Source organism: Halovibrio sp. HP20-59 (assembly GCF_033052795.2).
Lineage (GTDB): Bacteria > Pseudomonadota > Gammaproteobacteria > Pseudomonadales > Halomonadaceae > Vreelandella.
The window spans coordinates 161059-173249 of record NZ_JAWJUW020000002.1 but is presented as its reverse complement, the minus strand read 5'-3'; the positions used below and the strand labels follow the sequence as shown (position 1 = coordinate 173249).

The following is a 12191-nucleotide window of genomic DNA, read 5'->3' as shown; positions in this document are numbered from 1 at the left end:
TGGCTCTTTAATCATTGCAGAGATGAAGCATGAGGGCGTAAAACTAGTCATTGTCGGATTAAAAGCGCGAATCATTATTTAATTACGCCGCGCGGGCATACGCAAGACAACCGGTTTATTGCCGTTCCGCCGACATTTTGAACAAGCAAGAACTGTGGCCATGCGCTGAGCGGTATAAAACAAGCGCCGTTTCAACGGGATGACCTACTAGAAAATGCATTTCAAGACGGTGGTGCTTGGGCTTATAGGGCAAGTCTTGATTATAATTTTCAACCTAACAATGTGGAGCCTTCACAGTGGCCGACCTGAATAGCGTGATCGTCTTCTATGATGAAAGGATGCTGGCTCATGAACCGGATATTGAGGTCCCCTTCCTACCGGGGCGAATGGACAAGCGAATCCGCTCACTTCTGTCTGGTTTAGGGGTGCCCTGGACGTATCCCGAACATCCCGCCCGGCTCACCGCCATCAAGCAATTGCTGGAAATCGAACCGGTTACAGGGGTGACCTACGAGACCGGCATGCAAGCTACTCGTGAGCAGCTAGGGCGCGTCCACACCAACTCCTATCTGGACAGCATCTACCACCTCCGCGGAGAAAACGCTTGGCTCGACGAAGATACTACGGCCGTATCACCCGGCAGTGTCGATGCCGCAGAGGTAGCTGCTGGAACGGCGATCGCCGCTGTCAAGGCGGTGGTAGAAGGGAGAGCCGAGAGTAGCTTTGCACTGGTAAGACCCCCTGGGCACCACGCTGAACCGGTGCGCGCCCGGGGCTTTTGCCTGTTCAATAACGTGGCAGTGGCAGCAGCCCATGCCCAGGCGGCGCTGGGCTGCGAACGGGTCATGATCGTCGATTGGGATGCTCATCACGGAAACGGCACCCAAGACATCTTTTTGGCAGACCCGAATGTGCTGTTCTTCGATATCCACCGCTCTGCCCCCTTCTATCCCGGCACAGGGAGCCTTGAGGAGGTCGGTATGGGACTTGGAGAGGGTACCACCGTCAATGTCCCCATGCCTGCCGATGCCGACGACGCTGCCTATCTCAAGGCTTTCCGCGATATCTTGGTGCCTGCGGCCCAGTGGTTCCGCCCGGACCTAATCCTGGTCTCGGCAGGATTCGATCCCCACATTCATGATCTCGCGTTGAATGTCTCCTATGATGGCTTTGCCGCCATGACGGGGATTCTCCAGCAACTCGCACGCCAGCAGTGCGGAGGAAGATTGGTCTTCGTTCTGGAAGGCGGCTACAACCTGATATCGCTGTCGCATGGCGTTAGGTCGGTGCTCCAGGTACTGACCGGCGAAGAGCCACCGGAACCTGGCCTGCGTGGCCTTGCCGAGGTGGAGGCCGCGCAGGTCTTCCACCGCGGCGCCTTCGATACCAAACCGTAAGCTTTGGCTGCTTCCTCAGAGCCAGTAAGGACAGCCAATAAAGAGTGGCGTCAGCTAAACAACCTCACCAGTTACAGAGCGGCCGTGTCTCTCGGCTCATCCGACTCAGCCATCCGGCCCTTATCCTAGGTGATCCTGTTTTGGTCGAGGTGACCGTGCGTTTCGGCAGCCCGCGGCTGGATCCAATATCCAAATGGAGGAGCATACGATGGGTGTAACACTAAAGAACATCACCCGAGAGAACTTCGAGGCCGTCATTGCGCTGGAGCTAGCGACTTCACAACGTGACTATGTCGCTAGCAACCTGTACTCCATTGCCGAATCGAGCTTCCATCCAACCTATCAACCTCGCGCTATACATTGCAGTGGGGAAGCGGTCGGCTTCCTCATGTACGAGTCCTTCCACCACAACGGGCAACTGCCTGCCTACAACATCTTCCGGCTCATGGTCGACCGACACCATCAGGGAAGAGGCTTCGGGCACGGAGCCATGAAGTGCGTGCTGGACGAGATCAGAGCACATGGCCCTTTCGAGAGAATCGCGATCTGCTATGTGCCAACCAACCAAGTGGCCCGCGACTTCTACGCCAGTCTCGGCTTCCAAGAGGCAGGGCTGAGCGAAGAAACCGGCGAGATCATCGCCGAGATACGGATGCATGAGTAGCTTAAGCTATCACCGATGACGATTACGGAGTGCGCGGGGAAAATCCCTGAATCTGGAGAAGGCCACCTGAATGCTCCATGACCTTTTCGATATACATCATTGCCTGCTGCAAGCAGGAGTATGAGTAAACCAAAAGGGTTGGACAGATTTATTCAAGCTATCCGGTCGGCAGATGCAGTTGCGGGGCAAGAAGCACTTAAATATGGAATTGGCGAGCTACTTAAGGATGCAAGCAGTTAATTTATGTCGATAGTGCCAAAGCTGACGCACGCTTACACTATTAAGTAGCCTTCCGATGGAACCCAGGACGGCTAGACAGAAAAAAGCCGTTTATAGATTTAACTATAAACGGCTGATTTATATATTCTTTTGGTCGGAGCGACAGGATTCGAACCTGCGACCTTTGCAACCCCATTGCAACGCGCTACCAAGCTGCGCCACGCTCCGCTGTCTTTATTGGCCCTTACATCTTTGCCTCAAGACGGTGCGTATACTAGCCGTTTCTGGGTTAAATGAAAAGCCCTTATAGCGCTTTCTTTTCAAGTATTTGTCACGTATCACTCTGATTCGCGCGGTCATTGATTATTTTTTATCTGCCGCAAGCAGTAGCTCTTCCATGGCATCGTAAACGCCGGATGCGGTTATTAATAAATGCTCAGGGTAAAGGTCAGCAGGTATGGCTTGCGGTACTTCGTACAAGTGCCCGACTCTGGCGCCCGCTTCGCGAGCAATCACCCAGCCGCCCACAAAGTCCCACGGTGAAACCGTTTCGTAATAGGCATCTAAACGCCCGCAGGCAACATCGCAAATATCTAGCGCAGCGGCACCATTACGGCGAATATCTTGGCAGTGATCCAACACGGCCTCTAAGCGCTTGAGCAGCTGCTTTCGCGCTTCTTTACGGTAGGGAAATCCCGTTCCCACCAGCGTGTGCGCTAAGGAATCCGCACCGCTTGGTTTGATAGGCTGACCATTGCAAAAAGCCCCAAGCCCTTCCGCTGCGCTAAAGGTTTCAGCTAGGAACGGGGCATGCACCACACCCACTTTGGCGACGCCATTTTCCATCCAGCCAATGGAAACCGCGACATGGCGTAATCCTTGGGCGAAATTGACCGTTCCATCGATAGGATCGACGACCCAAAGCCGTGGCGCGTCCACCTGCAAAGCGCTCTCTGGCGCGAGCTCCTCGCTCAGCCGCGCCTCACCAGGGAAGTGCTCTTCCAAACGCTGACGAATAAGCTCATCAACGGCCACATCAACATCGGTGACCAGCTCATTATCCTTCTTTAAGCGTTTAGCAAAGTCTTGCTGCTCCCGCGCCTTAGTGATCATCTCCCCAGCTTCTTCAGCGATAGCGATAGTAATATCACGACGTGCGGCTAGCGTATGGTCGCTCATTGAGTCTCCCTTTTAGAACGGTGTAAGCAATAGATACCTTCACCATAAGCCGCCGAGATGTAATTTTCGAGTCACATCGCCGTTCCGTTCCCGGGATTAGCGCAAAACATCGGCAATCACATCCACCACAATGCGCGTAGCGGCTTCAATTAGCACCACGTCAGCACCCACCCGTTCCCACTCATAACCGGGGTATTGCGGCAACTGAGACGCTAACTGCCCGTCAAAACGCTTGGCGATGCCCGGCGGCAATGGTTTACCACGCTCAAGGTTGCGCTGAATACCTGGCGGCAATGATTCTGCTCGCGGCGCATCGTACTGGCGAAACAGCCGACGTAGTTCACGCTCGTTGATACGGGGCAGATCAACCCGCTCATCACGTAAATTTCCAGGCCGGTGAGATTCATGCGGCTGGCCCTTATCACGGGCACCGTGAGCCGGAGCATGGTCAGGCTGGGCAAAGGCAGCGCTATTAAGCAGCAATGCGCCAAGCGCGCTTGTGGCAATCAGTTTGATGGGGTTCACTGTAAGCTCCTTGCTTAAGGTCAGAATTAACAGTGTACTGGGTGAATAAGCAGGAAGTATGGAAATCAAAAAAGGGCCCAACGGCCCTTTTTTGATAAAAGAAATAACTAATAGTTATTCGACATTGCCCCGACAGCTTGCAGGCAAGAAACGTTGGGGAATTGCCAAACCACCTATACCAGAGCGACAAGTCCATTCTATAGAGCCACTGTTTAATTCTTCATTTTCTGATGGCTGAAAAACCAGTTGGTTATTGGCTATATCACTAACAACATCGTCGCTCTTCATTGTCACCACAATGCCACCCTCCTGACCATTACCAAGCGCCTGAATATTAACACTCTGAACATAGTTCCCTTGGATCTGATCGCTTTCTGCAAGACCTGCATCAGCGTTGCTAGTGGGCCAGCTACCAGTAGTAATATACTGCTCAGAGACAGCAGTTTTCGCTGATGAGGCAAGGCTAATTGCCTCACTTACCTGAGCCCGGCCTACGTAATTCTGATATTGCGGCACGGCTAGAGAAGCCAACACCCCGATAATCGCCACGACGATCATCAGCTCAATCAGCGTGAAGCCGCCTTGCTTGGTGCTCTGCTGAATGCCTTGATGAGCATTGGGGGTGGCCAGTTGTGCAGATTTCTGCATGTAGGCATCTCCTGTGGAGTTGAATAAATCTTTTGTAAGAAATGTACTTCCTTAAAAAGAATTAAAAAAAGTGACCCCACATTAGCTGACGGGCTATTTTTTTACAACCAGAGAACTTCATGCTATCAGCTTAACTTCCTCCCTCTTTATAGGGTTTTAGTGACCAGCCATTTAATGCCTGACAGCGCTCATTTATGGTACTAATAGGCTGTACACGCCGACGTCAAACAGGTCTTTTTGATGAGCCAGTCCCCCTACGAGTCAACGTTAAGCCACGCCGCTGCCCGCGGCGGGCTTCGCGGCATTGCCCAGCGCTTGGTCAAGCATGAATTGTTGACGGACGCCCAGGCCGCGACGGCTGAAACGACGGCGTCTGATCTGGGAATATCATTACTTCAGCATGTTATTGAAAGTGGCTTGGTTGAAACGATGGCGGCGACGGTCGCCGCTGGTTGGGAATATGGCCTACCGGTGATTGATTTAGAGGCATTGCGCCTGACAACGCTACCGCCTGCTGCTGACTACCCCATCAAAGTACTTCAAAACCTGAATATTCTGCCGCTAGCACGCCACGGCCATCGCCTCACGGTGGCAGTGCCCTACCCGGCTACGTTAACGCAATTGGATGAGCTGCAGTTTGCCACGGGGCTCAGCGTAGAAGGCATTCTCGCGCCCGCTGACCAAATCTCGGTTGCCCTTAACAGCTACCTTGCTCAAAACGAACGCGGCCTGCTTGATGAGCTAGACAATATCGACGACGCCGTTAGCTCGTTAAATATTGCGAATCACAGCGATGGCAACGAAGTGCCGCTGGATGAATCGTCACAGAATAGCGATGACGCGCCCATCGTTAAGTTTGTGAACAAGATTCTTTTAGACGCGATTCGCAAGGGCGCGTCCGATATACATTTCGAGCCTTATGAAACGCTCTACCGAGTGCGTTTTCGTGTTGACGGCATGCTGATTGAAGTCGCCAGACCACCCTTTGCGATGCGCAACCGTATTGCGGCGCGCCTGAAAATCATGGCGCGCCTGGATATTTCTGAGCGCCGCTTGCCACAGGATGGCGCCATCAAGCTTAAGCTTTCACGCACCCGCTCACTGGATTTTCGGGTTAACTCGCTGCCGACGGTATACGGGGAAAAACTGGTCCTGCGGATATTAGATCCTAGCGCTGCTCAGTTGGGTATTGAGCAACTGGGCTTTACCGATGAGCAGCGCAACCACTATGAGCACGCGCTAAAACAGCCCCAAGGCATGATCCTGGTAACCGGCCCAACGGGCAGCGGTAAAACCGTCTCGTTGTATACCGGGATTAATATACTCAATAAAGTCGAGCGCAATATTTGCACGGCAGAAGACCCGGTTGAAATTAAAGTGGCCGGCATTAACCAGGTCAACGTGCTGCCTAAAATCGGCCTGGATTTTGCCAATGCGCTGAGAGCCTTTCTGCGCCAAGACCCCGACGTGGTGATGGTCGGGGAAATCCGCGACCTTGAGACGGCTGAAATTGCCGTCAAGGCGGCCCAGACAGGTCACTTGGTGCTTTCCACGGTGCACACTAACTCGGCGGCCGAAACGCTCACCCGGCTGGCGAATATGGGGGTGTCTTCATTTAACATCGCCAGCGCCGTTAGTTTAATCATCGCGCAACGGCTAGCCCGTAAGCTTTGTAAACACTGCAAAGAACCGGTGGAGATACCCCACGCAGCACTGCGCAAAGAAGGCTTTAGCAATCAAGAAATTAGTCAAGCGACCATTTACAAGCCCGTGGGATGTAAACACTGTACCCATGGCTACAAAGGCCGTGTCGGCGTCTATGAGGTCGTGCCCGTCACTGAAGCTGTGCGTCAATTAATTATGCGCGACGCTAATGCGCTGGATATTGATCACCAGGCGCGTCGTGAGGGCCATCCAAGCCTTCATCGCAGCGGCTTGCTAAAAGTCATGCAGGGCATTACCAGCCTTGAAGAGATTAATCGAGTGAGCAAGGAGTAAGGCATGGCTAAAACGGCACGTCGACGCCAAACGCCCGCTATCAAACTATCCCGCTGGAAATGGGTCGGTAAAGGTCCGCAGGATAGAACGCTAAGCGGCGAGATGATTGGGCGCAGCAAAACCGAAATAGCCGCTGAACTGACTAAACAGAATATTGTGATTCGGCGTATAAGCAAAAAAGGCGGGTTAGGCGGTTACGGGCGTATCAACGCCAATGACATTATGGTGTTCGCACGCCAGATGGCGACCATGATTCGGGCAGGTATCCCGCTTCTGCAAGCGCTTCAGGTCGTGGCTGAAAGCTTGAAAAAACCCGCTATGGTGGCGTTGGTTCAACATATGATGAGTGATGTTTCCTCGGGCGCCAGTTTTTCAGACGCCTTACGCCGTCATCCCAATCATTTTGATCGCTTGTTTATTAACTTAGTGGATGCGGGTGAACAAGCCGGCGCGCTCGATAAGATGCTTGATCGCGTTGCGACCTACAAAGAAAAGGTTGAATCGCTAAAAGCGCGCGTAAAAAAAGCCCTTTGGTACCCCACCGCCGTAATGACCATTGGGATTGCGGTGACCATGCTGCTGTTGATTAAAGTGGTCCCCGAGTTTGAAAGCATGTTTCAAAGTTTCGGCGCCGAACTACCTGCGCTTACACAGATGACGGTTAATCTATCCGAGCTTGCCCAGCGTTATTGGCTAGCAGCACTGGGCGCCATTATCGCCTTCGTTATTGTGCTTAAAGCCGGTATTAAGCGCTCACCGAAAATCGCCTACCGCATGCACTCATTCCTCCTGCACTTACCGGTCATTGGCGATATTTTACATAAATCTGCCATCGCCCGTTTTTCGCGCACATTAGCCACAACCTTTGCCGCCGGCGTGCCACTCGTTGAAGGGTTAGATACCGCTGCCGGCGCCACCGGCAATAAGGTGTATGAACGCGCAGTCGTGCAAACACGCCAGGATGTTGCGACCGGGCAGCAGTTGCACTTTGCAATGCGCATGACCAACCGCTTTCCTCCCCTGGCCATTCAGATGGTCAGTATCGGTGAAGAGGCGGGGTCGCTGGATGCCATGTTAAACCGCGTCGCTGACTATTATGAAGAAGAGGTTGAGAACAAGGTCGATGCGCTAACGTCATTGATGGAGCCGGTTATTATTGTCGTGCTGGGCATTCTGGTAGGTGGCGTTGTTGTTTCCATGTATCTGCCGATTTTCGATTTAGGCTCCGCCCTTTAAATAAACTCTGCTTATGAACGTTAAGGAGCTACATGCCTCTCCCTTCACTATTCCTGTGGTTTATCGTTTTACTGACCGGGCTATGTCTAGGCAGCTTTCTCAATGTGGTGATTACACGCCTGCCCGTGATGCTGATGCGCCACTGGCGCAGCGAAGCGCGAGCAGCGCTTGAGCTGAGCGCAGAACCCTCACCGCGGTTCAATTTGGCTACCCCCGGTTCCATGTGCCCGCGCTGTGAAACACCCATCGCTTGGCACGACAACCTACCGCTGATTGGATGGCTAAAACGGCGCGGGCGCTGCGCAACGTGTCAGACCGCTATTAGCCTCCAATACCCGTTAGTCGAACTAGCCAGTGGCCTACTGGCTTTGGTGGTTTTAGTACTCCACGGCGCCACAGCAGAATCGGTATTTCTTTACGGTGCCTGTCTCGCGTTGTTGGCGCTCGCGGTTATCGATTTTCGCACCCAACTGCTACCCGACGTCATCACCCTGCCGCTGCTTTGGGCAGGCTTGCTGTTTCAGCTACTCTTCCAGCCGTTTATGCTGCCGAATGCGGTTATTGGCGCGATGGTCGGTTACTTAACGCTTTGGAGCTTTTACTGGCTATTTAAACTCGTCACCGGCAAAGAGGGCATGGGCTTTGGCGATTTTAAGCTACTCGCTGCACTGGGGGCCTGGCTGGGATGGAGCTTTTTACCACTGATTTTAGTGATTTCCGCAGGGCTTGGAGCCATCATTGGCCTCTGTGCACAAGCCTTTTTACCGCGTTTGCGGGGCACACCACTACCCTTCGGCCCCTTTCTGGCCCTCGCTGGCTGGGTGGCGTTACTCGTCGGTGATGAGCTGATGGCGCTGTATATCAACCTAATGATTTACAATTAAGCTATTGGTACATTCACTATTTGAGGTAGACGATGATTATCGGCTTAACCGGTGGTATTGGATCAGGTAAATCAACCGTTGCGCGAGCCTTTGAAACACTTGGCGCTGCCTGGGTCGATGCCGACGATGTTGCTAGAGAAGTTGTCGCCCCAGGGGAGCCAGCTCTGTTAGCCATCAAACAACGCTTTGGCGATTCAGTGATACATCAGGATGGCAGCCTTAATCGTGCCGCACTGCGTGACATCGTGTTTAAAGACCCAGCCCAACGGCAGTGGCTAGAATCCGTTACGCACCCAAAGGTTCGAGAGCGATTATGGCAACATTTAGAGCGACTTAACGCAGAAGGCGCGCCCTATGTGCTGCTGGTATCACCGTTATTATTTGAGTCGGGACAAGATGCGCTTGTCGACCGCAGTATCGTTGTCGATGTTCCTCAACACGTACAGTTATCGAGAACGCGAGAGCGAGATGGGGTGAGCGAAAGCCAGGTGCATGCTATTCTCGCCGCCCAGCTGCCTCGCGAACAACGGCTATCCAAGGCAAATGACGTCATCGATAACAGCGGTGACCACGCCAGCATGATGGCCCAAGTGGCACGCTTGGACGAACGCTTTCGCCAACTAAGTAGCGACTGAAATACCGCGCCTGTTAACCCAACTGGAGTTTTTATGATTCGCCCTGCCAACGATGCCCCACTTGAAGTTAATTGCCCCCAGTGCGCCAAGCGGGTGCCTTGGCTGCCCGAAAGCACTTACCGGCCTTTCTGCAGCAAGCGCTGCCAGCTGCTCGACTTAGGTGCCTGGGCCGAAGAATCGCACCGCATATCGGGCGAATCTGCGATGGATGAAGCCGATATAGAGACGCTGCTAGCGCAAGCGGACAAGGATGCACCGCTCTCTTAGTGAGATTGATAACTGACTATGCCTGTAACTAAACCTGACGATTCGCCACCTTCGGCCTACCACTTGGTGCTGCAATTAGATCAGCAGTTTGATGATCTACTCGACACCATTGAGGCCGCTGTATCGCTATATGAACAGCAGTTTCCTCCTACCTGGGTGTTTCACCAAGCGACACCCAGCCGCCATTGGCTGCGCGAAGCGCTGTTTGATATGTGGCACCAGCAAGATCAGGATGGCCGTGAAACGCGCAATTATATTGCCATTGTGGCCGCTGACGACGAACTACTTAACGCAATAGACGCTGTTAATCGATCTAAAAGACGTTTTAGCGAGATGCTGCAGGCTATAAAACAGACGTACCCGCAGGCATTTAAGGAGGCTAAACATCGCCTAGCGCAGCGCCACCCGCATATCGACGAAGTATTACGCCGTAGTGGACTAGCCAGGTTACATCTTAAACAAAGTTGGCGTCAGTTACCCATTGCTGAAGCACCTGTCTCACGCGTTCGCTTTGCCTGGTATAGCAGCGGGCGTTCGATTAAGCGGCTAACAGTGCAAGAAGCAGAACATAAGCTTTTACAACTTGATACCGACGCGCCGCATGTGCGTATTCAACTGCGTAAACTAGCCAGCCTACCAAGCGGGGAAATACTGGCGCAGGTTCAAACCCAAGCACCGCTTATGCGTGCTAATTTATTTTTTACTGAACCGCTCGCCGATGGACATACACGACGAGCCCTAAATGCAGCCATGCCGATCTTTGTGCCTGCTAATCATCAGCGCCTGCCGCACATTAACTTGCCAGCTTTGCACCCGCCAACCACTCGCACGCGCGCTAGACGCCGCGATGAAAAACTAGAAGACGAAGTGTTCCTGGCTAGTTTACGCATTTACCGTTATCGATAATACGTAACTCAGCGACAAGAAAAGACGTTACGAGCGCTCACTGCCTGGAACCACATCTTGCTGCCAGAGCCCGTAAGTGAGCAGTGTGTCAGCCAGCTCGGCGACGTCTTCATGCCCCAGGTCATATTCGCTCAGCAAAGCGTCAAAACGCTGCTTGAAAGCACGCGCTTGCTCTTGTTGCTGTTGATGTTGCTGAGCGTCTACATCCTCTTTTTCTAACGCCGCAAGCGATCTTACCGGCGGCCCTGTCGGTATATCAAAGTCACTGTTAGGGTCGTCTAACTGGCGTAGAGCTTGCGAAAATGCGTCATCCAGTTCACGGAACTTGCGCAGTTTATCGCGCTCATCTAATTGCTTTTCAACCTTTTGATATTTCATTGACGTTTCATTTACACCTTGCTTGAAATGGTCGATATGACTGCCAACGTAGCGTTTTAAAAAACTGTGCACAAACGCGTAAAACTACCGAGCAAACTTGCCTTTGTCACCCACTTACCAGCATAAAGACACACGCATTTTGCACCTTTTGGGGATAAGGACGTCTACCACATAGCCAACGATGACGCATTACCTTGATGAACAGCATCAACACTACCCAAAAGTAGCCAAAACAGAGCGTTAGCCCTTATTTGTACGCTGATCGTTATTTTCCATCAGCCAGGCTATCTACACGTACAAACACCAGAAGAGTGCTTTTACAGGCGAGATAAGTGCGACCTGTATAATTAACAGGAGGCCAGACAATGTTCAACGCGATGACAAGAGCTGAGATCTGGCTGCAGGATACACTGGATAAACCGATCGGGCTTGAAGATCTGGCTAATCACTTAGGATACTCTGCTTCTCAAGTCCGGCGCCAATTCCGTCAAAGATTCCAGCTTTCCCCAAGCGCCTATCGCGAAAAAAGACGCCTAGAGCGCGCCGCTGTATTGCTGGCGTTTACACCTCTTAATATAGCGCAAATCGCACAGCCCTGCGGCTACCATAATCATTCTTCTTTTTCACGTGCCTTTCAGCGCCATTATCAAGTAACACCGCGCGACTATCGGCGAACGCCGACAACCACAACGCACCAGCGTCCAGCAACTGATGCTGAGTTTGAAACGTGCATTAGAAAGTCTGACAACCGCCAGATGCTCCTGATGCGCCTTTACGAGTCGCATGAGCACATCAATGGGCCCTGGGACCCCTACTGCCATAAAAGGCATCTAGCCTGCCTTCAGGCGCGCTTACGCCTCGCTACTACCACCATTGCACTGCCTGATTTGCTCGCTGATAAAGCCGGTGCGCTCAATGGTGAAACTCACCTGTTTAACCGTACTGACATTGGTCTTTACTTAACACCAAACAACAATGCTCAAGACATAGCAATACCTGTTCCCTATCGGCGCGTCGATCTTCCAACGCATTACTACGTAAAGACGTGCTTTAAAGAGTTAGCCAATCTATCCAATGCATTGGCGTACACTATTACATTCTTGCTGTACAGGCAGGATGAGTACTATGTTAGCGGCCATGCCCCCCAGGTACTGTGGAAAGACAATCATTTGGAGCTGCGGATTCCACTGTTACGGTAGCGATGACACGTTGGTGCTTGGACGAGTATTTCGACAATACAAAACCGGCATTTCTG

13 protein-coding genes and 1 tRNA gene are annotated in these 12191 nt (G+C 52.4%); 9 read left to right on the top strand and 5 right to left on the bottom strand.

Annotation, left to right across the window (positions count from 1 at the left end; translation table 11 throughout):
- The first annotated feature begins 296 nt into the window (after nucleotides 1-296).
- Nucleotides 297-1397: a histone deacetylase gene (locus RZA33_RS02980; RefSeq protein WP_317506363.1), complete on the top strand. Its 1101-nt coding sequence runs from the start codon at nucleotides 297-299 to the stop codon at nucleotides 1395-1397.
- 208 nt (nucleotides 1398-1605) lie between these two features.
- Nucleotides 1606-2061 carry a GNAT family N-acetyltransferase gene (locus RZA33_RS02975; protein ID WP_317506362.1) on the top strand — a complete coding sequence of 152 codons (456 nt, stop codon included), beginning with the start codon at nucleotides 1606-1608 and terminating at the stop codon, nucleotides 2059-2061.
- A 370-nt stretch (nucleotides 2062-2431) separates the two neighbouring features.
- Here RZA33_RS02975 and RZA33_RS02970 read toward each other — a convergent pair.
- The 4 genes from RZA33_RS02970 to RZA33_RS02955 all read right to left on the bottom strand — a co-directional run bounded on the left by RZA33_RS02970 (nucleotide 2432) and on the right by RZA33_RS02955 (nucleotide 4632).
- A tRNA-Pro gene (locus RZA33_RS02970) sits at nucleotides 2432-2508 on the bottom strand.
- 135 nt (nucleotides 2509-2643) lie between these two features.
- Nucleotides 2644-3459, bottom strand: a complete 816-nt coding sequence (locus RZA33_RS02965) for an inositol monophosphatase family protein (protein ID WP_317506361.1) — start codon at nucleotides 3457-3459, stop codon at nucleotides 2644-2646.
- A gap of 96 nt (nucleotides 3460-3555) precedes the next feature.
- Nucleotides 3556-3984: an anti-virulence regulator CigR family protein gene (locus RZA33_RS02960; protein ID WP_317506360.1), complete on the bottom strand. Its 429-nt coding sequence runs from the start codon at nucleotides 3982-3984 to the stop codon at nucleotides 3556-3558.
- Nucleotides 3985-4098: 114 nt separating this feature from the next.
- Nucleotides 4099-4632, bottom strand: a complete 534-nt coding sequence (locus tag RZA33_RS02955) for a pilin (protein WP_317506359.1) — start codon at nucleotides 4630-4632, stop codon at nucleotides 4099-4101.
- A 240-nt stretch (nucleotides 4633-4872) separates the two neighbouring features.
- On the opposite strand from RZA33_RS02955, the gene pilB reads away from it, so the two are divergent.
- The 6 genes from pilB to RZA33_RS02925 are packed head-to-tail and all read left to right on the top strand — an operon-like array spanning nucleotide 4873 to nucleotide 10558.
- Nucleotides 4873-6630 carry a type IV-A pilus assembly ATPase PilB gene (gene pilB, locus RZA33_RS02950; protein WP_317506358.1) on the top strand — a complete coding sequence of 586 codons (1758 nt, stop codon included), beginning with the start codon at nucleotides 4873-4875 and terminating at the stop codon, nucleotides 6628-6630.
- Between the two features lie 3 nt (nucleotides 6631-6633).
- Nucleotides 6634-7866: a type II secretion system F family protein gene (locus RZA33_RS02945; protein WP_317506357.1), complete on the top strand. Its 1233-nt coding sequence runs from the start codon at nucleotides 6634-6636 to the stop codon at nucleotides 7864-7866.
- A 32-nt stretch (nucleotides 7867-7898) separates the two neighbouring features.
- On the top strand, nucleotides 7899-8750 hold the full coding sequence (locus tag RZA33_RS02940; protein ID WP_317506356.1) for an A24 family peptidase: 852 nt from the start codon (nucleotides 7899-7901) through the stop codon (nucleotides 8748-8750).
- A 32-nt stretch (nucleotides 8751-8782) separates the two neighbouring features.
- Nucleotides 8783-9385 (top strand): dephospho-CoA kinase, encoded by a 603-nt coding sequence (coaE, locus tag RZA33_RS02935; RefSeq protein WP_317506355.1) that lies wholly within the window; start codon nucleotides 8783-8785, stop codon nucleotides 9383-9385.
- A gap of 33 nt (nucleotides 9386-9418) precedes the next feature.
- Complete coding sequence (gene yacG, locus RZA33_RS02930) at nucleotides 9419-9652, top strand: DNA gyrase inhibitor YacG (protein ID WP_317506354.1); 234 nt, start codon at nucleotides 9419-9421, stop codon at nucleotides 9650-9652.
- Between the two features lie 18 nt (nucleotides 9653-9670).
- The gene (locus tag RZA33_RS02925) at nucleotides 9671-10558 is read left to right on the top strand and encodes a DNA replication terminus site-binding protein (RefSeq protein ID WP_317506353.1); all 888 of its coding nucleotides are present in this window, start codon (nucleotides 9671-9673) and stop codon (nucleotides 10556-10558) included.
- A 27-nt stretch (nucleotides 10559-10585) separates the two neighbouring features.
- On the opposite strand, the gene RZA33_RS02920 is transcribed toward RZA33_RS02925, so the two are convergent.
- Nucleotides 10586-10936, bottom strand: coding sequence for a hypothetical protein (locus RZA33_RS02920; protein ID WP_317506352.1), 351 nt, complete (start codon nucleotides 10934-10936; stop codon nucleotides 10586-10588).
- Between the two features lie 365 nt (nucleotides 10937-11301).
- Here RZA33_RS02920 and RZA33_RS02915 point away from each other — a divergent pair, with 365 nt between their 5' ends.
- Nucleotides 11302-12135 carry a helix-turn-helix transcriptional regulator gene (locus RZA33_RS02915; RefSeq protein WP_317506351.1) on the top strand — a complete coding sequence of 278 codons (834 nt, stop codon included), beginning with the start codon at nucleotides 11302-11304 and terminating at the stop codon, nucleotides 12133-12135.
- Nucleotides 12136-12191: the final 56 nt, after the last annotated feature.